Source organism: Weissella koreensis KCTC 3621, assembly GCF_000277645.1.
The window spans coordinates 1-19,629 of the sequence record NZ_AKGG01000009.1; the positions used below are offsets into that span (position 1 = coordinate 1).

General features: G+C 38.7%; 21 protein-coding genes and 3 pseudogenes. 8 read left to right on the forward strand and 16 right to left on the reverse strand.

The genetic code is table 11. The features are described from left to right. The first annotated feature begins 488 nt into the window (after positions 1-488). Positions 489-773, forward strand: a complete 285-nt coding sequence (locus JC2156_RS03090) for a hypothetical protein (RefSeq protein ID WP_038241063.1) — start codon at positions 489-491, stop codon at positions 771-773. Between the two features lie 181 nt (positions 774-954). Here the strand turns inward: JC2156_RS03090 and JC2156_RS03095 are convergent, their stop codons facing one another. Then, positions 955-1,542 (reverse strand): helix-turn-helix domain-containing protein, encoded by a 588-nt coding sequence (locus JC2156_RS03095; protein ID WP_274507276.1) that lies wholly within the window; start codon positions 1,540-1,542, stop codon positions 955-957. A 520-nt stretch (positions 1,543-2,062) separates the two neighbouring features. Between JC2156_RS03095 and JC2156_RS03100 the strand changes: the two genes are divergently transcribed. From JC2156_RS03100 to JC2156_RS03115, 4 genes are all read left to right on the forward strand, one after another. Then, the gene (locus JC2156_RS03100) at positions 2,063-3,079 is read left to right on the forward strand and encodes a zinc-dependent alcohol dehydrogenase family protein (protein ID WP_006845377.1); all 1,017 of its coding nucleotides are present in this window, start codon (positions 2,063-2,065) and stop codon (positions 3,077-3,079) included. Between the two features lie 3 nt (positions 3,080-3,082). Beyond that, a complete protein-coding gene (locus JC2156_RS03105) occupies positions 3,083-3,811 on the forward strand; it encodes a DUF6198 family protein (protein ID WP_006845378.1) in 729 nt (242 codons plus the stop codon). Positions 3,812-3,857: 46 nt separating this feature from the next. Then, positions 3,858-4,241, forward strand: coding sequence for a VOC family protein (locus JC2156_RS03110; protein WP_006845379.1), 384 nt, complete (start codon positions 3,858-3,860; stop codon positions 4,239-4,241). Positions 4,242-4,412: 171 nt separating this feature from the next. Next, positions 4,413-5,282, forward strand: a complete 870-nt coding sequence (locus JC2156_RS03115) for an ROK family protein (RefSeq protein WP_006845380.1) — start codon at positions 4,413-4,415, stop codon at positions 5,280-5,282. 72 nt (positions 5,283-5,354) lie between these two features. Here JC2156_RS03115 and JC2156_RS03120 read toward each other — a convergent pair whose 3' ends face one another. Continuing rightward, the gene (locus JC2156_RS03120; protein WP_006845381.1) at positions 5,355-5,945 is read right to left on the reverse strand and encodes a site-specific integrase; all 591 of its coding nucleotides are present in this window, start codon (positions 5,943-5,945) and stop codon (positions 5,355-5,357) included. Positions 5,946-6,522: 577 nt separating this feature from the next. On the opposite strand from JC2156_RS03120, the gene JC2156_RS03125 reads away from it, so the two are divergent. Then, positions 6,523-6,990, forward strand: coding sequence for a Dps family protein (locus JC2156_RS03125; protein WP_003587210.1), 468 nt, complete (start codon positions 6,523-6,525; stop codon positions 6,988-6,990). A 141-nt stretch (positions 6,991-7,131) separates the two neighbouring features. Here the strand turns inward: JC2156_RS03125 and JC2156_RS03130 are convergent. Both JC2156_RS03130 and JC2156_RS03135 read right to left on the reverse strand, forming a co-directional pair. After that, positions 7,132-7,724, reverse strand: a pseudogene (locus JC2156_RS03130) (IS5 family transposase). Positions 7,725-7,815: 91 nt separating this feature from the next. Continuing rightward, complete coding sequence (locus tag JC2156_RS03135; RefSeq protein WP_038241070.1) at positions 7,816-8,457, reverse strand: Crp/Fnr family transcriptional regulator; 642 nt, start codon at positions 8,455-8,457, stop codon at positions 7,816-7,818. An 87-nt stretch (positions 8,458-8,544) separates the two neighbouring features. Between JC2156_RS03135 and JC2156_RS03140 the strand changes: the two genes are divergently transcribed. After that, on the forward strand, positions 8,545-9,105 hold the full coding sequence (locus tag JC2156_RS03140; protein WP_006845384.1) for a hypothetical protein: 561 nt from the start codon (positions 8,545-8,547) through the stop codon (positions 9,103-9,105). A 49-nt stretch (positions 9,106-9,154) separates the two neighbouring features. Beyond that, positions 9,155-9,367 carry a hypothetical protein gene (locus tag JC2156_RS08545; protein WP_006845385.1) on the forward strand — a complete coding sequence of 71 codons (213 nt, stop codon included), beginning with the start codon at positions 9,155-9,157 and terminating at the stop codon, positions 9,365-9,367. A gap of 61 nt (positions 9,368-9,428) precedes the next feature. On the opposite strand, the gene JC2156_RS03145 is transcribed toward JC2156_RS08545, so the two are convergent. The 12 genes and pseudogenes from JC2156_RS03145 to mobV all read right to left on the reverse strand — a co-directional run bounded on the left by JC2156_RS03145 (position 9,429) and on the right by mobV (position 19,380). Next, a complete protein-coding gene (locus JC2156_RS03145) occupies positions 9,429-9,848 on the reverse strand; it encodes an SGNH/GDSL hydrolase family protein (protein WP_006845386.1) in 420 nt (139 codons plus the stop codon). Positions 9,849-9,915: 67 nt separating this feature from the next. Continuing rightward, positions 9,916-10,059 (reverse strand): hypothetical protein, encoded by a 144-nt coding sequence (locus JC2156_RS08830; protein ID WP_006845387.1) that lies wholly within the window; start codon positions 10,057-10,059, stop codon positions 9,916-9,918. Between the two features lie 248 nt (positions 10,060-10,307). Further along, complete coding sequence (locus tag JC2156_RS03150; RefSeq protein ID WP_006845388.1) at positions 10,308-12,170, reverse strand: heavy metal translocating P-type ATPase; 1,863 nt, start codon at positions 12,168-12,170, stop codon at positions 10,308-10,310. A 197-nt stretch (positions 12,171-12,367) separates the two neighbouring features. Beyond that, a complete protein-coding gene (locus JC2156_RS03155) occupies positions 12,368-12,601 on the reverse strand; it encodes a heavy-metal-associated domain-containing protein (RefSeq protein ID WP_006845389.1) in 234 nt (77 codons plus the stop codon). A 146-nt stretch (positions 12,602-12,747) separates the two neighbouring features. Further along, a pseudogene (locus JC2156_RS03160) lies at positions 12,748-13,056 on the reverse strand (prolipoprotein diacylglyceryl transferase family protein); the annotation flags it as partial. A gap of 8 nt (positions 13,057-13,064) precedes the next feature. After that, positions 13,065-13,772 carry a Crp/Fnr family transcriptional regulator gene (locus JC2156_RS03165; protein WP_089997620.1) on the reverse strand — a complete coding sequence of 236 codons (708 nt, stop codon included), beginning with the start codon at positions 13,770-13,772 and terminating at the stop codon, positions 13,065-13,067. A gap of 184 nt (positions 13,773-13,956) precedes the next feature. After that, positions 13,957-14,529, reverse strand: coding sequence for a Dps family protein (locus JC2156_RS03170; protein WP_006845391.1), 573 nt, complete (start codon positions 14,527-14,529; stop codon positions 13,957-13,959). Positions 14,530-15,080: 551 nt separating this feature from the next. After that, on the reverse strand, positions 15,081-15,464 hold the full coding sequence (locus JC2156_RS03175; protein WP_006845392.1) for a restriction endonuclease: 384 nt from the start codon (positions 15,462-15,464) through the stop codon (positions 15,081-15,083). 77 nt (positions 15,465-15,541) lie between these two features. Continuing rightward, positions 15,542-15,898, reverse strand: a pseudogene (locus tag JC2156_RS03180) (type I restriction endonuclease subunit R); the annotation flags it as partial. A gap of 32 nt (positions 15,899-15,930) precedes the next feature. After that, complete coding sequence (locus tag JC2156_RS03185; protein ID WP_006845394.1) at positions 15,931-16,497, reverse strand: helix-turn-helix domain-containing protein; 567 nt, start codon at positions 16,495-16,497, stop codon at positions 15,931-15,933. Beyond that, positions 16,490-17,644 carry a RepB family plasmid replication initiator protein gene (locus JC2156_RS03190; protein ID WP_006845395.1) on the reverse strand — a complete coding sequence of 385 codons (1,155 nt, stop codon included), beginning with the start codon at positions 17,642-17,644 and terminating at the stop codon, positions 16,490-16,492. The genes JC2156_RS03185 and JC2156_RS03190 overlap by 8 nt, the downstream gene beginning before the upstream one ends. 500 nt (positions 17,645-18,144) lie before the next feature. Then, entirely contained in the window at positions 18,145-19,380 is a 1,236-nt protein-coding gene (gene mobV, locus JC2156_RS03195) for a MobV family relaxase (protein ID WP_006845396.1), read from the reverse strand. Positions 19,381-19,629: the final 249 nt, after the last annotated feature.

The following is a 19,629-nucleotide window of genomic DNA, read 5'->3' on the forward strand; positions in this document are numbered from 1 at the left end:
GCATGTTTTGAAATACCAATAATATGATGTTATAATGTTAATAGGAAAAAGTACATGGAGACTAACCTCTCTAGTAAAAAGGGCTAGTGCGTAGGAACACCAGCTCTTTTTGTTTGTCTTTTTTTGAAGCAAGTTTCCTTTCAGGGCAAGACAGTGTATAATTATAAACAATAACTGCCATGAAACAGCTCTGCTGTTTCAAAGGCTTGAGCCAGTACGCTGGGCAAGCCTGGTGGCCCACTTTAAAATACAGTGACGCTGATAGTATGATGGCTAGACTGTTATTTTTGACAATTAAAGACGATTCAAAAAATTAACCAAGCCCCCAAATTACTAATAGGGGGGGTAAAATTGCAAATAAACCGACAGGTAACCCCTCCTCAACGCTTGGGGGAGTAGCTTTTAGTCGACATTTCTATTATGGGGCAAAAAGGTAATAAACGCCCCTTTGATGAGATTTATCTAATAAAATCAAGAAAGGAGCTGTGATGACGTACAATGCAATTAAGGGTCGCTTTACGCGCGTAGCCCCTGATAAAACGATTTTGTATGGCGACAAGTCTTATACGTTTGCCCTAACACCCGAACAAAGTGACCAGATTGACCAAGCTGTTTATGCGGTTGTCCTGGCAAAAAATTACAAAACGACCTCTTTTTCAATTGATGAGAAGTTAACCTTGTCTGACGAAGAAGTCGCCCAACACAAATTGGTGGTCCGTTTACGCCTCCGCAAAAAGCACAAACAGCCGTCTCATAAAACGCCCACGGACTAAAATTTCACAAATGACAAAAGGCTAGTTGTGGGGATTATGAGAGCTAGACCAATTATTTTAAGCTCAATTCACAAGACGTGATCACAGAAAAAGCGCCGAACCGTATTAAATTAAGGTTTGGCGCTTTTAACTTGGCATAAGCTACATTATGTTTGTTGAGTTTCTAGTATTCCCCAGTTACTTAATTAATACTAGATCCGACAAACCCTCTTATCAAACCGTCTATAACTTCCATTACTGGTATAACTGCGTACAAAAATATCAACAGGCCTATGGCAATGATCAGTTTTTTATTTAAAATACTAATCAATGAATGCCAGTTAATTTTTGTTAGAATGTATATGATTAGCACAAGGATTGGAATAGCTAAATAAGTAGATACGTTTGATTCGATTGAAGCCAAACTAGCTGAGTAGAACAATTTTAAAAATAAATAACCGATAGTTCCAACTACCATTGCACTGATTAGGCTTATCGTAACCACACGATAAAATTTGCGTTCTTGTTGATTTTCTCTTAATTTTTCAAGCATAGTTTCATCTCCCAAAAATAAATCATCTAATGACAAGTTTAAGTATTTAGATATTAAAATAATATTTTCAATATCGGGTAACGTTTTACCTGTCTCCCAATTAGATATGGTTTTATTAGACACCAATAATTTATTAGCCAAATCCATTTGTGTTAGAGACATTTTTTGCCTCTTTGCTTTTATCAAATTATGGAATATCACGACTATCCTCCCTGCACTTGTTATGACATTAAACATATCCCTATGACGTCAATTTAGCAATGGAAAGTCCTTACCAATCCTTATGATAAGGGTTCATTATCGTGCTATTTAAAGTTAACCAAAATTGATTTGAGCTACTTTCACTGCGCTTCAATTAATATTTATTATGTTAGTTTATTTAGTTCAGCTGTTATTTTTCTACCGGAAGTCAAGTGTTTCAAGGTACTTGACTTCTTTTCTTTTTAGCTTCCTTCATTAAAAAAATCCAGATTAAGCAGTAAATTAACACAAAAATACTCTCAAATTATTTCTTCAACCTGATATATATTCAATATGCTATATATTGTTTGAATGGATAAAATTAGACTATTAAAAAATGCCAATTTTAACATAATTATCGGCTATAATTCTATAACATTTAATAAATGAGGATAATTGATTGATGAACACTATATTATTAATTAAAAAAAGTTGAGCAAATTTTCTTGTTTTCTTTTATGAAAACGTTTACAATTTAAGATGTTCATGGTGTGAAAAAAATCAAAGGAGAACAAACATGGAAGCACTTGTGTTAACTGGTACAAAAAAATTAGAGGTTAAAAGCATTGAAAAACCTGAGGTTAAGCCCAATGAAGTTTTGATTCATACAGCATTCGCTGGTATTTGTGGTACTGATCATGCTTTGTATGCCGGCCTTCCCGGCTCAGCAGATGCTGTACCACCAATTGTTTTGGGTCATGAAAATTCCGGTGTTGTAGCTGAGATTGGTTCATCTGTTACAAACGTTAAGGTAGGAGACCGTGTGACGGTTGATCCTAATATTTACTGCGGTCAATGTAAGTATTGCCGTACGGGACGCCCAGAACTTTGCGAAAACTTGTCGGCTGTTGGTGTTACACGTAATGGTGGATTTGAGGAATACTTTACGGCACCTGCATCAGTTGTTTACCAAATTCCTGATAATGTGTCATTGAAGTCAGCTGCTGTGGTTGAACCTATTTCATGTGCAGTGCACGGAATTAAGTTGCTTAAAGTAACACCATATCAAAAAGCTTTAGTTATTGGTGATGGATTTATGGGTGAACTATTTGTTCAACTTTTGCAAGCTTATGGCATTCACCAAGTCGATTTGGCCGGTATTGTTCCTGAAAAGCTTGCTATGAATAAAGAAAATTTTGGCGTGAAAAACACCTACAATACCAAAGATGGTGATAAAATTCCTGAGGGCGCTTATGATGTTGTTGTTGAAGCAGTTGGTTTACCACAAACACAAGAAGCAGCCATTGAGGCTTCAGCCCGTGGTGCTCAAGTTTTGATGTTTGGTGTTGGCGGTCCTGACGCAAAGTTCCAAATGAACACTTATGAAGTCTTCCAAAAGCAATTGACGATTCAAGGATCATTTATCAATCCAAATGCCTTTGAAGATTCATTGGCATTGTTGTCATCAGGCAAGTTGAATGTTGAGGATTTGATGTCACATGAATTAGACTACAAGACTGTTGACGATTTTGTTAACGGTAAGCTTGGTGTCGTTTCCAAAGCTGTGGTTAAGGTTGGCGGAGAGGAGGCATAATCAATGGCTTCACAAGACGTCTTAGACAGTAAAATTCATGGTCGCAAGTTAACAATTGGTGTCTCATTGTCTTATTTTATTTTCTCTTTAGTGATTAATGCTGCCGGTAACGTTTTAACTGTTGTTACAAGTCAAAAAATACACCCAACCTTTTTAGGATCAGCGTATTGGACTGCTGCATCAGCTGGAGTTAATAAAGCGATATTTAATGGAAACAGCAGCATGCTGGGATGGGTGTTTTTCGTTATTGGTGTGGTTGTTGCTATTTTAAATGTCTTTCTTCAGGGACACTTTAACGCAAGAAAATTTTTTGGTAACATTGCATTCATGGTGCCTTTCTCCGCATTGATTAGTTATTTCGCCAATATCTTTTCAAGCATTATGCCTGATTCACAAAGTATTGGTATGACAATTTTCTATGTTATTTTAAATTTTTTCGGTGTTTTCTTAATTGCCATTGCTATTTCTATTTATCAACGTGTTAATTTGGTATTACATCCAGCAGATGATTTGATGCAAATTTTACGCTTTAAATATTTTAAAGGTTCCGCGGCCAAGGCCATGTGGGCGTCCTATATTCCACCAACTATCTTAGCTATTATTGCAATCATCATTTACCCTGATTTTTCAAATTATGGGTTAGGAACAGTTTTTGCCTTCTTATTCCAGGGTGGTATAACTGGTTGGGGAGACAAGGCAATTTTCCCAAATTTAAAGCACCAAGGCGTGTAAAAGTAACTGATAAATTAATGGTTAATATCTTAAAGGAGCAAATTAAATGGCATTTTCAGATTATTATTCAGGGGTCCAACACATTGGTATTCCTACAAAAGATTTGGCAACAGCAGAAAGTTTTTGGACAAAACTTGGTTTCAAAAAGACGGGTGATTTCCCAGTCGGAGATGTTATCTTTATGCAGCGCGATAATTTAGTTATTGAGACTTGGCACGCTGATGAGGTGGCTGGTAAGCCTGGTGCGATTAATCATATTTCAATGGATACAACAGACGCTGATGCTGCTTTTGCTGCAGCCAAATCTGAAGGATTTGACTTAATCGACGATGAAGTACAACATTTAGATTTCTGGAAAAAAGGAATTAAATTCTTTAATATTTCGGGACCAGATGCTGTGATTGTTGAATTTTGTGAAATTGTTAAGTAAAAGATGTTTCTCAACGGCTATCTTGCGATGGCCGTTTTTTCAGACATTTTCAGGGAGAATTATTATGTAAAAATATTAGCTTAAATTGTCTGTGAACAATCTATTAGACTCACAATGATGAGCGCTATATGATTACTGTGAATAATTAATTGATAAAGAAAAGAGAACAAGATGGGATTATTGGGTGCAATTGAAGCAGGTGGAACAAAATTTGTTGTTGCTGTAGCTGATCATAATTATAATATTGTAGAGCGTACGGCATTTCCAACGTTGGATGGTCAGAAAACGCTTGATCAAGTTATTTCGTTTTTTGATCAGTTCGATAATATTGATGCAATTGGTATTGCTGCCTTTGGCCCAATTGATATTATTGAGCAGTCTAAAACATATGGGTATGTTTTGGCCACTCCAAAAACAGGTTGGTCTGGGTATAACTTTTTGGGACGAATGAAGGAATGGCGTGACATTCCCTATTATTGGACAACTGATGTTAATGGAGCTGGCTGGGCAGAGTTTGAAACAGGTGCCGCAAAAAACGTTGACAATATGGTTTATTTGACCGTAGGTACTGGTGTTGGAGCTGGTATTGTATCTAGTGGCCATTTAGTGAGTGGCTATAGCCACCCAGAAGCTGGACATATTTTCTTGCAAAAGCATCCAGCCGACAATTATGTGGGGCACTGCCCCTTCCATGATGATAATTGCTTGGAAGGTCTTGCGGCTGGACCTGCTATTGAGGAACGTTGGCATATGAGTGCTAAAGAAATTCCTGATGATGCTGAAGCATGGAAAATAGAAGCATTTTACTTAGCTCAGGCAGCGTTGGATTATACAATGATTCTACGTCCAGATAAAATCGTTTTTGGCGGTGGGGTGCCACATCGTGAAATGTTATTCCCACTCATTCGTGAAAGTTTTGCAGAACAAATGAGTGATTATCTTGATGTACCAGACTTAGACAATTACATTGTTCCTGTAGCGAATGGTGATAATGCCGGAATTTTGGGTTGTTTTTACTTGGCCAAAACATTATTGCCTTAAAATATAATTTTGTTAATTACGCTTAACATAGATAAAGCAAATAATACTTGTCATTGTCTAAAGTCCATTATTTTAACCAAAATTAATTTGATCTAATATTGTTTCTCGGCTTGCTTGATCTAATCCTAAATAAGTTAACGTCATTGCTTCACTAGAATGATTTAACAATTGCATAACCAATCCAATATTATAGTTGGACTGCATGTAGACGCGATAAGCACCAGTTTTTCGCATGGTATGGGTGCCTAGATAGTTAATCCCTAAAAGGTCGCCAACCTTAGCCATAACCTTGTAGAATTGTTTCTCAGTAATATGACGCTCTGGGTGCTGAATTGAGGGGAAAAGCCACTCAGAAATCAGATTTTGTTGCTGAAGCCAATCATAGTAATCCAGTAAATCAGCGTGAACAGGTTTGAGGTAGAGAGTGTTGGCTTTACCTGTTTTTTGATCGTGGATGAATGTATTTTGCTTAATCGTTCCATCTGCGGTGAATACATCAGACCTTTTCAGCTGCATGACATCACTAACCCGTAGTAGGGTCGCTTTACCCAGTTGAAAAATGGTGTAATTACGCCTGCCTGCACGAAAACTATTCAAAAGGGTCTCCTGAACATTTTTTAAAATGTTGGAATCTTTAATCGGTAAAACAATTTGTTGCACCATTAGCTAGTCACCTCTTTATTTAAACGTTAGAATCAAGCCATATAGGCGTTATTTTAATTATAAGCTAAAAAACAGCCCCTAACAAACCAAAGCGATTTGTTAGGGGCTGTTTTAATAGTCTTTTCGAGGGGTCATTATATAATTATAGACCCTATATATTCATAGCCCCTTTCTGTTTGGTGTTTAAGTATTAGTCATCGATGTCATGCACTATCTTGTTTAGCTCCGTTTTGATGGAACTGGGAATATTTTCTAAATTGAAATGATTATATATTTCTTTATCCTTAAGCATACTTTTTTGTGCCTTATTTAATTTACACTCATTGTTACCCACTACCCATTCATCCTTTGTACGTATAAAGGGGTTTTGCGCACTTTCCTTTAACGCGTTTTGAACATCTTCATAAGGTAAATAGAATTCAATTGTAGATTTATTTAATTGGTAGATTGTAACGTCTCCATCTTTTCAAAACGACTTAATTCTACGGGCTATAAATAACTTAATTTGCCAGTGTATAACGTTTCAGATTAAGCTACCACTATGCTACAATAACCATATCGAAAGGAGATCAATCTAATGAAATATACGAAAACCAAAGCAGTATTAAATCAACTCGTTGCCGATTTGAGCCAGATGTCAATGATTATCCATCAGACGCATTGGTACATGCGTGGACCCAACTTTTTGAAGTTGCACCCCTTGATGGATGAGTTCATGGAAGAAATTGACAGCCAACTCGATGTCATTTCTGAACGGCTGATTGCGCTTGATGGCAGTCCTTACTCGACCTTAAAAGAAATGGCCGAAAACACTAAGATTCAAGACTGGCCTGGTGAATGGGACAAAACAACCCCAGAACGCCTCGCACACTTAGTTGATGGCTATCGTTACTTGGAAGACCTTTACCAACACGGCATTGAAGTATCCGATGTTGAAAAAGACTTCAGTACCCAAGATATTTTCATTGGTCTCAAAACCGCAATTGAGAAGAAAATCTGGATGATTCAGGCAGAGCTTGGGTCGGCGCCAGAAATTGATGAATAAAATAATATTAAAAAATCGGTAGGCTTATGGTAGATTGTAAAATTAATCCGAACGCCCATTTGGATATTGGACAGCCCTAGTTCACAAAAGGTTTCGATTTTAATTCGTTCGGAATAGGTTATACTAGGGTCCGTCTGAAAACTACTTAAGTAAGATGCAAATTGAGGCAATGTAGACCGTAGCCAGATAAACACGAGCGAGCTTATCATAACGCGCTGCAATCCTACGAAAGTTCTTCAACTGATTGAAGAAGTTCTCAATCAAATGGCGCTCACAATAAACGTGGTAATCACAGGTCCACTTGTCTTTGGTATTTTCCTTTGGCGGAATGGTATAGACGCCTGCTTTATCTTCAATATACTGGCGAAGTTTCGCGGTGCCATAGGCTTTATCCGCGATAATATTTGATTGAGAAATATCGAAGCCTTCCAGCAACTCACTGGCAACTTGGCTATCATGTACTTGACCACCTGTTAGGCGAAACCCCAAGGGATTCCCTAATCCGTCAACGAGTGCGTGAATCTTGGTCGTTCGGCCACCTCGACTTAGTCCAATAGCTTGATTTTCGACCATGCATTCGGCGTTTTTTTTGCGCTGCGCATGAGCCAGAGGATAGCGTTGAGGGCGGTACGGTTGTCTAGGCTTGATGGACGGACAGTCCGGTATGGCGGGAAGTATCCTTTGATTCGGTCCCACTGAGCATCTTCCAGTTCGTATCGTTTAGGTGTTGTCATCGGAATGCCTCGATTCGTTTTTCCTCAGATTATACCTGAATTTTTAGTTTTCAGACAGTCCCTAGAAAAATGCGTAGTTAACCGCATTTTTCTAGCACATCGTAATCTGCCGGTTATTCACAATAATTTTACCTTCCAAAGCTAACTGCTTAAATTGACGGCTGAGCGTCTCCGGCGTAATTCCCAAAATATTGGCGAGTTCCTTCTTTTTAAGTGGTAATTCAAAGACGACTTGTCCGGATTCCACCGCGACATCCCGCAAATAAGCCATCAGACGGTCCTTTGCATCCAATAGATCACGGCGCATCTGATTTTTCTCGACTTCAATCAATTGGTTGCCAAAATTGTTGATCATCGCTAACGATAAATTCGCTGATTCTCCGAGTAACTGCTGAAAATCAGCGTATTGAATGGAACAAACCCACGCATCACTAGTCGCTTGGATGTAGCCCTGATTTTCATGCGGTGCAAATAACCAGCGCTGACCGACCACATCACCAGTATGTAGTAAGTCAATAATTTTCTCCTTGCCATTATCAGCTAACGCATAGACTTTGGCCGTCCCCTCGTCCAAAATCAGCATCCCTTCTTGGTGGTCCAGCGGTTGTCGGATCAGTTGACCCTTTTGAAAAAACTTGCGATGGTGCGTCACTGTAATCAATTTAGTTTTAATTGTCGGTGACAGCGGCGCGAAAAGTGGCGAGCGACTGATACAATCCATTTTTGGGTGCATAAATTTTCCTTTCTTGACATATATCAATTTTAATAAGTTTAGAATAGCATATAATGGACTTATGATGAAGAATTGGAGGAATCATTCATGACTAAAAAATACGTTGCTAACATCGTACCACTAAACGCAGAAGACATTGGAACGGCACCCCATGGAACTGCCACCTTTGTTGAAGACGGTGACCAATTACACGTGGCGATTGAAATGTTTGATACACCTGCAAATACGCAACACTGGGAACATTTCCACGGTTTTCCAGATGGTAAGGCGGCCCAAATTGCCACGATGGCGCAGGATGCCAATCATGACGGATTTGTCGACTTGCCAGAAACTGAACCAGTCTCAGGGACAACGATGGTGCCATTTGACAACGCCCCACATCACATGGACGTGCCGAATGATAACTACCCAGTCGCTGACGCCCAAGGCCACTTTGCCTACGAAATCGATGTGCCATTAGCTGATTTGCAAGCGAAGTTCAAAGAAGTCTTTGGTACCGATGACTTGGAACTCGACAAACGGGTCATCTACATTCACGGCGTACCACAAGACTTGGTTTTACCAGCCACCGTTGCTGGTGAAGTTGGCGCCTACGATGCACACGTCACCTTACCGATTGCGGTTGGGAAGATTGAAGTCGCAGACTAACCTAAAATTTGAAGTAAGCTAAAACATAACGACCGGATGAGCCTATCACATGACAGGTTCATCCGGTCGTTATGTTTATTTCTTTAGACTATCGACGGAAGCCTTGAAAACGCGAAATCGATTGACGATTATGGTTCCGACTGGCGAAGCACGTCCGTTAATTGTTGCCGAAAAATTGGCGTCCAGATATTCCGATAACCTAATCGGGTTGGATGAGCGTCGTCGACCATTGCTAGTGGTTGGGCGCGATTTTCAGCTTTGACCACTGGATCCTGCCAGAGGTCAATAATCGTGAAGTGCCACTTTTTTTGTAAGACTTTCAATTACTGCACTAATTTACCATAATTCGCATCGTGTTTTCGCACACAAGTGAAGAACACGATTGGCACCGCCCAATGCTGTTGAACATAGGCCAGGATTGTTTCAATCGCTCCGAGCGTCGTCGTTTCGTCAAAGCCGTGGCGCTGTTGTGCACCCGTAACTTGCCCCATAGCCTTGTCATGCCGCCCATCATTGGTTGAAAGTTGGCAGACAAAAGCGTCTAATGGTTGGGTCACTGGAATCCGATGATAGAGCCGATGCACATAGCTATCTGGTGCGTTACCTGCTAAAGTGGTGCCACTCACCGCTTCCTTGATGGCAATCACGCCATCCGTCGCGACGAGATAATCGACGAACGAATCTTCCGGTGCACCCGCACCGGCCGTAATTGACGATCCCAGAAATGCAATCCGCCGACCCATCAACGGTGACTTGGGATTCAATGTTTGATGGCTAGGGGCGTAACTATAAAAATGGGCCCTGTACGTTCTAATTATCTTTCTTCAAAGCAAGATAATCAGTTGGTTCAAAACTAAAATATTGTTCTAGATTGCCATGATACTTCTCTAATTTTGCTTCCTTATTAATATCGTAAACACGATATAGCCAATATGATGAATTATGTAATTTCATGTGTTAAAACTTAATAGGAATTTAAATTTTATTATTAGATTTTTTAATCATTCACACGAAAATTAATTTTATAAAGAGCATACTCTATACTCTTATTTTTTTTCAAGAACTCAAAAAAGTGGAAACTCCCAGAATTTTAAATCTGGGAGTTTCCGCTTTTGTCATTTCAAGGATGGACTATTGTCCCAGCCTCTTCTAGTTTATTCTTGAGATATTTTTACTGTCTCTGCAGGTGCTGATACTTCTTTTTATTCTTTTCGACCTTTCAACTTATACTTCATTAATCTCATGGCATTGAAAATTACCACCAGGATACTACCTTCATGAACCAACATTCCGATAGACATATTCATCCATTCGCTGAAGAAGACGCTGGTCAACAAGACCAACACTACTCCAATTGCAATCGCGATATTTTGTTTCATATTATTAGCGGTAGCTTTTACTATTCCTAATGCGTGAGGCAAGTTGCTGAAGTTCGAGTTCATTAAAACGACATCGGATGTTTCGATCGCTACGTCCGTTCCGCTTCCCATTGCGATGCCAATGTCTGCTAAAGCTAAGGACGGACTATCGTTAACGCCATCTCCAACAAAGGCTACAATTTGACCACGTTGTTGGAGTTTTCCGATATAAGCCGATTTGTCTTCCGGCAACATGTGGCCGTGAGCTTCGGTCAAACCAAGTTCGCCTGCGACCACATCAACGGTTCCTTGGTTATCTCCTGAAAGAACGACTAGATTTTTTACGCCCAGGTCTTTTAATTCCTGCAAATTAGCTTTCACACCCGGACGGACTTGGTCGCGAATGCCCATCAGTACTTTTAATTCACCGTCGACCGCTGTCAAAACGAGAGAGTTCCCTTGTTGTTCAAACCGTTTGACATCTTTTTGCACTTTTTTGCTGAGAGTGACATTTTCTTTTTCCATCAAGGCCACATTCCCGACAGCCACTCTATGTCCAGCTACACTTGAAACGATTCCGCCGCCTTTCACGACTTCAGTTTCTTCAACAGGATAAAAGTTTGTTTCTCCAATTTGATTTAAGACCGCTTTTGCTAATGGATGATCTGATTCCCGTTCCACACTGGCCAGATAGCCAAGCGTTTCAGCAGAATCTTTTTCATACAGTTCAGTCGCTGCAACGGTTGGGTTTCCGACAGTTAAAGTACCTGTCTTATCAAATACAATTGTATCCACATTGCTGAAGTCTTGAATGACTTCACTCCCTTTTAAAAGAACACCGTTACGAGCACCATTCCCAATACCGGCAACGTTTGAGACAGGCACTCCGATAACTAATGCGCCTGGGCAACCTAGAACCAAGATGGTGATTGCTAACTCAATATTTTGACTGAACGCCCATACAACAATTGCCAGGACCAAGACAGCTGGTGTGTAGTATTTAGAAAAGCGATCAATGAACCGTTCCGCTTCGGATTTAGAATCTTGTGCTTCTTCCACGAGTTCAACAATTTTTCCAAATGTGGTGTCCTCACCAACTCGGTCAGCTCTGATTTGAATCGTTCCGTTTTCTAAAATGGTTCCTGCAAAAACTTCTGCATCAGCTAGCTTGTTGACCGGAACAGCTTCACCTGTAATGCTAGCTTCATTGATATGCCCTTCACCCGTAAGAACTGTACCATCTACTGGAACTTTCGCACCCGTTTTAACGAGCAAGATATCCCCTTCATCTACATCATCCACTTCTACTTCTTCAAATTCGCCATTATCCATTTGTTTCAAGGCGCTTTCGGGTGCCATTTCAGTCAATTCTTTGATAGCAGATCGCGTTTGGTTCAATGTTCGATGTTCCAAGTAGTGTCCGAATAAGAATAAGAACGTGACAATAGCCGATTCTTCATAATTTTGAATAAAAAGCGCACCAATCGCTGCAATACTAACTAAGACATCAATACTGATGACTTTGACTTTCATTGCTTGAAACGCTTGAATGGCAATTGGCATAATCCCAAAGACAGAGGCGATGATCAAAGACCACTCTGAAAGTCCTACGTTTTCTAAAACAAAGTGACTGAAGAAACCGAGTGCGATTAACAATCCACTGATGACGGTGATAACATTTTTTTTGCTTAATATATATTGTTGCATGCTTTTTCCCTCCAAATTTAATTTCTCTTTTATTGATAAACAAAGTATAAGATAATTGCCTAAGTAATTAATTGACGGATATCAAGTTTAGAAAGTTCTCTTTTATCGTTTCTAAGCACCTCGAATCGGATTGCAACAAAAAAAGCAATCCTGGAAAAATAGCTTTCCTTCCAGAATTGCCTAGTTCATTTAATCTGTTAAGCGGCCTTGACTTTTGCTTTAAGGACCGGATAGCCTACGTTTTCGATAGCTTTTTGAATCTCTTCAATCGAAGTGACAGCTGAATCAAAATCGACTTTGACTTTGCTGGAGTTGAATAATACTTTAATGCTGTCTTTATCAACACCGTTAACTGATTTCACGGCACCTTCAATTTTTTGCATACAACTTGGACAAGACAACGTTTCTAATTGCAATATAGCTTTTTCCATAATTCCTATCTCCTTTATGTGTTTTTATTTTATCGGCAGCAGATTAATGAACACTGCCTTTTCCTCTTTACAACTGTAATATAGCTCACTTTTAGCAAACGAAAATTGACGCATATCAAGTTCGGCACTTCTTTTTATCTTTTTGCTCAATTCACCATCTTAATAGTCTTTTTCTGCCCCTTATTGCCATCAGAATAATAAGAAATTGGTGGATAATCTTGTCTGCGTATAAACCATACTACAATCGCGCCAATAAACAGGGCCAGAGACAAGGCTTGCGAAACGCGGATCCACTCGCCAATCCATAAACTGTTCGTTCGCATACCTTCAATGAAGAACCGACCCACTGAGTACCACAAAACGTAACTCAAAGCGACTTCTTCTTGACGCAAAAGCACTGAGTTCTGTCCCATTGTTAATGAAGAGCGACAGAACACCAACGTGTATAAAAAAGTGTGTCCGATTATTCGCTGTAAAGCAATAAATCATCTAAATCCTGAATCTTGATTCTTTTCCCAGACAGCTGTTGAATCAATCCCTCGTTCTCCAATTCTCCAAATTTGCGACTGATGGTCTCAGGTGTCGTTCCTAAATAGGAAGCAATGTCCTTTTTTGCCATCGGCAGGGTGATGGTGGGAGAGTTGCCCATTTCAGGTTCCACATTTTCTGCCAAAAACAAAACTAAACGGGTAATGACACTCTCCACGGCTACTTGTGCGGTTTGACGTGCGGATTTTTCTAACCGCTGCGACATCTCTCCTAGCAGCTTTAACGAAATTGCAGGATACTCTTTTAGAAACTCTTGTACATCATGTTGTTGAATCATGCAGACAGACGTATCTCGAGTAGCTTCTGCGTATTCCTCATGCACAGCATCAGGATTGAACAACGTCCATTCTCCCGTAAAGTCACCCGGATTCAAAATACGCACTAGTTGCTCTTTACCAGAATCAGACAAGCGATAGATGCGGACTTTTCCGCGATTCACAATATATAAGGCATCATCTTTTTCTTGCGAGCGAAACAGAAACGCCCCTTTTTGATAGTGCTTCGTGTGAGCTTTTCCAGCGATGCGATCCATCGAGCTTTCCTCCAAATGATTGAATATCGGGACTAAGCGGATACAAGCTGAGTGGTCTCCTGCTGCATGTGGTTGGGTGTATTGAGTCAATTCGTTCTCCCCCTTTATCAGTTTATTGTCCTTTTTTTAACTTTCCTATATTTAGTATAAAGGCCCCCTACCTCAAAAAAATTGACTCTCATCAAGAAAAGTCTTTTTAACGGCAAAAAAATAGGAGCTGGAAAGAGTCCCAACCCCAAAATCTTTAATTTTTAAATGTATGTTTACGAAAAACCTAATCTTCATCCTCATCAAACGCATCGTCGTCTTCCAATGCCTCTTTGCCAATGAATGCTTGCAGCATCCAAATGTTTTTATCTAAGTCATTTTTAAAAGCAATCAGTGTATCTTCTAAAGCATCGTCACCCTCATCCTGTACTAAACGAATAGCACGAATCGTTAATTCACGGGTACTTCTGAAATCTTCGATAATATTTTCAACCATGTCTTCTGCTTTAGCGTATTTATTGATGGCATCTTCTGAAAGCATGGAATATTTTTCAAATTCATCGGTGGTTGAAGCCGGTTTATGACCGGAAGTAATCAAGCGTTCTGCTAGTTTGTCGAACCATTCTTCGTTTTGATTATACAATTCTTCAAATTTTTCATGCAGAGTGAAGAAATTAGCACCATTTACATACCAGTGATATTGGTGCAATTTCACATGTAAAGTATGCATGTTCCCTAAAAGATGATCCGAAATGGCCGCTGCATTAATTTTTGTATGATGGACATGTTCCTTGTGTTCTTGTTCTTCTTGCAATCTTTCTTGGGGTGTTCTTTCTTGAGAAGCTTTATTTTCAGTCATGATCTATTCCTCCTATAATTTTGGTTTGTTTAAAATAGTTTCCTTTGATTTCTCCTTTTCCTTTACTGAATTTAGTATAGGATAGATTTCCGTTAAAAAAATTGACGCTTATCAAGAAAAGTATTTCTTAATAGACGCCAGGCTTCTCTATTAAATTCAACTGAAATAATCAAAGGAATGAGGTCGTTCCCTCCAAACAAAAATTTCATTAAAGTAGGGCCTAAAAAAAGAATAGCAACTATACTTTGTCAAGAGACCTGACTGCTATTTTTTTGCTTGTTATTCTTCAATTACCAAATGTCTTGCCTTGCAGTATATTTAATGCTCTTTCTCACTAGTGTTGCATGCAACACTAGTGAGAAAGAGTATTAATAAGATTAACCTAGACGAATAACTTTACTTTATTTATGTCATACCATAAATAAAAATTGAAAAGAATTTTTTTATTTATTTTTAGTATTTTGATATTGATTGAGAGTTTTACTTATTATGGTTTTTAAGTCATCCATAGCTTTTCTCCTTATAAATTACCCTGATGGAAATGGTGGGAATTAAAAGTCGTCTTTATTAATCTCATAAATTGGAAATTGATTGATGGTTTTTATACCAACCTTATATTTAATTATTAGTTTAGCCAATTGTTCACCGTCAATAGCTTTTATATGTAGACGTTTAGCGGATATTAAAGCATCTTGAGTGTAGGATGAAGTAGTTATAAAGACACCACTATTACTATTTCCTGCACTTCTTTCCTGAAGTGCTCCACTAAAACTTTGGATGGTTCTAGAACCTACAGAATTTGATTTAGCGTATCTTTTAACCTGGATGTATATATTTTGTAGCCCTAATGCATCTTGTTGGATAAATCCATCAACTCCACCGTCTCTAGTTGCTTGCGTAGTTATTGCCTGACCATCAGTTCCACAATACCCCATCACTTATTAATTATAGACCCTAAACAAACATCTTTTGTAAAAAGCCTTTTTTCTGTTCTTTCAACAAATCTAACTTACGTTGCTAAATCCGTAAACGTAATTTGGTTAACGACTTCATAACGTGAATGTCCACCAGCCACTTCATCACCATAGAATATTTCAAGTTCTAGCTGCGTCCCAACACCACCCGTACCCGCCAACATGAGTTGCGCATCATACGGCGTTTTATTCTTCGTTAGTTCCAACTTCACTTGTTCAAACTCATTATCAGATAACGGCGTATCTTCTAGTCGTTTACGATTGTTGGCATTCAGAATGTCGCGCCAGTGGTCATATAGCCGATCAACTGTTACACCAGAATAATCTGTTAGATATTCCCAACCTTCACTCTTTAGCTTGTCAATTACAGCTTGTTCAAATTTATCTTCCGCCATTTAACTAGTCTTCTTTTCTTTTTTAGTTGTAACTATTTACCAAAACGCCACCACTTTTTCGGTTTAGGTTGTGACTCCGGGGTGCTATTTTCAGGTTCCGGTTGTTTGTCTGACGTCACTTCTTTTTCACCATCATCATGCGGTGCCATCGTTAAGGCTTTCAAGTCCTTAATTTCTGCCTTGTATTCTTCGAGCAGCTTTTTGTCTTGCAAAGCTAACCGTTGTTGTTGGTCTAGTAAGTTTTGCATTTGAGCTATTTGCGAATCTTTATTTTCTAGTTGCTTATCCTTAACTGCTAATTGTTTATCTCTATTTTTCTTAACTTCATCAAGTTCACTAATTAAATAGTTGTGGATATCCCACTTTGTCTCTTTGTCTGTTTGTTTGTCATTTGTCTGTTTATTTGTCTTGGTTTTGTTTGTCTGTTTGTCGACCTTCGACCTTATAAAATGCTGTTCTTCTAAAGATAAAATAACTATACCTTTGTCGTTTGTTTGCCTTGTTTTGTTTGTCAGCGACTTTATATGATATTGTATTGCCTGTTTTGAAACACCTAACTCCTCAGCAAGTTCTCGGATTGTTTTTAAATTGTCACTCATGATCTATATCCTGCCTTTTTACGATTGGTAGATACTGTTCAATCGATTTTTTAAGATACTTAGCAATATTCTTTTTCGAATAGTCATCTTGTTTATCTCTGATATAGGCTAAGTGTTCTTTCACGCCCTTTAAACCACGTAACTCTTTTAATTCGTCATAAAGTGGATAAACATTTTTCTGTAACCCTGACAAAATAGCCGTATCCGTCAAATCAATATATGACAATAAAAACTGCTCCATAAGTAACTTTGTATAGGGACTTTTTATTGCCTTAACAGTCAACATATCTTCTGTTTCTTCTTGACGAATCTTGCCCTCTATATAAACGGGATCATCCTGTTTATAACTACTATCAGCCGCAACTTGTTTTTTAGTAATGTGAAAGACAATGCTATCAATGCTGCGGCCTTTTTTTACTTTTTCATACGTAACATTAAACGAAGTATGAAAAGTTATTTCTTCAAGTGGGATATCTAGAACTTTTTTACTAAAGTTAGTAAATCGTGTGTATTCATTTACTGTGTCGGTCATTATTCGTAATTCTTGAATGCTTATTGTTGGATTACGATAACTTTCAACCTGCTCTTCTCGCCGTCCACCCTTAACGCTATAATGCTCATACTGATTGTAGTTCATCGATAGCCAACGATATAGAATAATGGCATACTTACTATTTAATTCGGCGATGTCTGACAAAGCATGTTGCGTAAAATTAGTTTTAAGATTGATTAAATAAGGCATGATTTTATCGCTAAATTGAATAGTCACTTCATCATGATAATCTGCCCATTTTACATAAGGGATTGGGACAATACTTTCAAACTCAAACCCCTTGCTTGTTTTTTCCACAATTTCAAAGAAAGCCTGCTTTTGCATCTTTTGTATAGCTTCCTTAAAGCGACTATGCTTGTCATTATCTGTCACTTTAAAAAAAGCAAACAACTCTTGCTTTGATAAATAAACCGTATGATCTTTTGGGGGATTGTCTGTATCAATCAACGAGACGGCTAATTCAAACATTTTAAGTGGAGTTTTATCCATTTTAGCAATGGAAGTGATTAAGCTATTATGTTCAACCACTTTGCGTTTTGATAATTCATTCAAGGTCTGTACCTGCCTTGTTTTTAATTCTGGTATAATAGACATATAAATTCGCTCCTTTGGGCGTGTTGTTGGATAAGCATAAAGAAAAACTTTTAGACAGGAATTTCTTTATGCTTTTATTATACCAGTATATAGCTACAAAAAAATATAAAACGTAGCTATATACACAGTTTTTTGTAGCTATATACACAGTTTTTGGTAGCTATATACACAGTTTTTGGTAGCTATATAATACGTAAAACCATTGGTATTACTGTGTTTCTAACCGCGCAAAAGAACAAAAGATTAAAATATAAAAGATAAACTTATAATAGGCTGCGCCTTTTTATTGAATTAATAAAAACAAAACAAAAAGAACACCGTTGTACATAATGTTTGTCCAGAGTGTTCTTTTTGTTTGGCATTATTTTAAATGATGGATTCCTGGTTATGTAACCTGATTGCCACTTATTAAGCCAATAGCGACGTTTGAATATATTTGATGACTATTTCTACGTATTTCATCTAAAAACGCTTAGACGGGCAAATAAGCCGTTTTAACGTTAGAGACTAGGTCCTTTAAAAATATCACGCGTTAATTCAATGATTCGATTGATTAATGCTTTAACTTGTTCAATGCCCCAATCTAACCTAGTCGGCGCTATTTTGGTGTCTGGATCTTCTCTAGCTGTCGTCAAAGTTTTTAACCATGACTGAGCCGATTTCTTATTTTTTGTAAGTTCTTTATGATCTAGCTTATAAAGGACATACCGAGCCTCCACATCAGTATGGGATAGTTTCTCGACACCATAATCATTTTTAAGCATGTCACGCATCACATAGTCCATTTTTTGCTTTTCTAGTTGATCCGCCTGCAACGCTTGGTGCGTTGCTTTTAGCTTTTGATAGTCAGCCTGGACATCTGCTAATTGCGCTTTGACTTGTCCTAATGCTTGCTTGAGTTCTTCTGTCTCATGCTTGCTTTGTAAGGTGGCTTTCTTCATCGTGCCCAACACGCTTTTAAAGCGGTCTAAGTCATCTGGTTTAAGCACCGTCTTACCAAAGAGGTTTTTAGATAAGGCTTGTTTAAAATCATCAATTTGTTTTTCGGCTAAGTCTACTTCCGTTAAGGCTTGATCCGTGATTTTAAGTACGGCCTGTTTAGCCCTAATATTTTCTTCAACGTCAGCTAGTTCATCCTTCAAGACGTTAAACTGATCATTGTATTTTTTGATTTCAGCGACGTTTTCAAACGGTAGGGTTTTGTTATTTAAAATCCCTTGTTCATAAAAGGGCAGCTCCTTTTTTAAATGCTGATCTAAATCCTCATGAAAGGTTTGTAGATCATGGCGCGAGAGCACTTCTTTAGCGGATACTTTATAACGTGCCTTTTTATCATCAAAAACTACCGGGACAAAGGCATAGTGCAAGTGTGGTGTTGTCTCATCATAATGAACGACAGCTGCCACGGCATTTTCTTGACCATAACGGTCATTGAGAAAATTGCTGGTTGCTTCAAAAAAGGCGCTCTGTTGCTCGTAGGACGCTTCTGCGAGTTCTTCAGGTAAAGTGACAATCCAAGTGGCTAACGCCTTCACATCGTCTCTTTTCATACAATAAACGTCATTTAAACGCGCATTGAAGCGTGAAAGCATATCAGAACCATCAGCCATGAGCTCTTGATTCAGATAGGATTTCGACACATCAATTTCTTTGTTAGTGTGATGGTCGGTTTTGCGTTCAAAATGGACCGCTAAACCAGGGACTGCGCCACGCGTATTTTTCTTTAAATGCGCCATCAAAAATGCCTCCTCGAAAAAGGTTTTCCAAGACCAGTATAACCCCGTTAAAAATCTGGTATAGCCTGTTATACCAAAATGCTATTTTGGACAGGCTCTGCGAGGCGCGTCATCGACAAGCGATGACAGTAGCTTTTCCCCTTCGTACTGGGGAAACTGCTATTTTACAGCGCCACTTATCTGGCTTGTAAAACCTCCGGCGGGTCACGCCGTGACGGGGCAATTTATCATTGCAGGATCGCTTTCAGC

Coding starts and splice junctions, on each gene's coding strand:
- JC2156_RS08830 (WP_006845387.1), bottom strand. CDS start 10,059: ATGAAATTACATAATTCATCATATTGGCTATATCGTGTTTACGATATT.
- JC2156_RS03170 (WP_006845391.1), bottom strand. CDS start 14,529: ATGACTGAAAATAAAGCTTCTCAAGAAAGAACACCCCAAGAAAGATTG.
- JC2156_RS03120 (WP_006845381.1), bottom strand. CDS start 5,945: ATGGTGCAACAAATTGTTTTACCGATTAAAGATTCCAACATTTTAAAA.
- JC2156_RS03095 (WP_274507276.1), bottom strand. CDS start 1,542: ATGTTTAATGTCATAACAAGTGCAGGGAGGATAGTCGTGATATTCCAT.
- JC2156_RS03145 (WP_006845386.1), bottom strand. CDS start 9,848: ATGGGTCGGCGGATTGCATTTCTGGGATCGTCAATTACGGCCGGTGCG.
- JC2156_RS03100 (WP_006845377.1), top strand. CDS start 2,063: ATGGAAGCACTTGTGTTAACTGGTACAAAAAAATTAGAGGTTAAAAGC.
- JC2156_RS03140 (WP_006845384.1), top strand. CDS start 8,545: ATGACTAAAAAATACGTTGCTAACATCGTACCACTAAACGCAGAAGAC.
- JC2156_RS03115 (WP_006845380.1), top strand. CDS start 4,413: ATGGGATTATTGGGTGCAATTGAAGCAGGTGGAACAAAATTTGTTGTT.
- JC2156_RS08545 (WP_006845385.1), top strand. CDS start 9,155: ATGACAGGTTCATCCGGTCGTTATGTTTATTTCTTTAGACTATCGACG.
- JC2156_RS03175 (WP_006845392.1), bottom strand. CDS start 15,464: ATGGGGTATTGTGGAACTGATGGTCAGGCAATAACTACGCAAGCAACT.
- JC2156_RS03090 (WP_038241063.1), top strand. CDS start 489: ATGACGTACAATGCAATTAAGGGTCGCTTTACGCGCGTAGCCCCTGAT.
- JC2156_RS03135 (WP_038241070.1), bottom strand. CDS start 8,457: ATGCACCCAAAAATGGATTGTATCAGTCGCTCGCCACTTTTCGCGCCG.
- JC2156_RS03190 (WP_006845395.1), bottom strand. CDS start 17,644: ATGTCTATTATACCAGAATTAAAAACAAGGCAGGTACAGACCTTGAAT.
- JC2156_RS03155 (WP_006845389.1), bottom strand. CDS start 12,601: ATGGAAAAAGCTATATTGCAATTAGAAACGTTGTCTTGTCCAAGTTGT.
- JC2156_RS03125 (WP_003587210.1), top strand. CDS start 6,523: ATGAAATATACGAAAACCAAAGCAGTATTAAATCAACTCGTTGCCGAT.
- JC2156_RS03150 (WP_006845388.1), bottom strand. CDS start 12,170: ATGCAACAATATATATTAAGCAAAAAAAATGTTATCACCGTCATCAGT.
- JC2156_RS03110 (WP_006845379.1), top strand. CDS start 3,858: ATGGCATTTTCAGATTATTATTCAGGGGTCCAACACATTGGTATTCCT.
- JC2156_RS03185 (WP_006845394.1), bottom strand. CDS start 16,497: ATGAGTGACAATTTAAAAACAATCCGAGAACTTGCTGAGGAGTTAGGT.
- JC2156_RS03105 (WP_006845378.1), top strand. CDS start 3,083: ATGGCTTCACAAGACGTCTTAGACAGTAAAATTCATGGTCGCAAGTTA.
- mobV (WP_006845396.1), bottom strand. CDS start 19,380: ATGGCGCATTTAAAGAAAAATACGCGTGGCGCAGTCCCTGGTTTAGCG.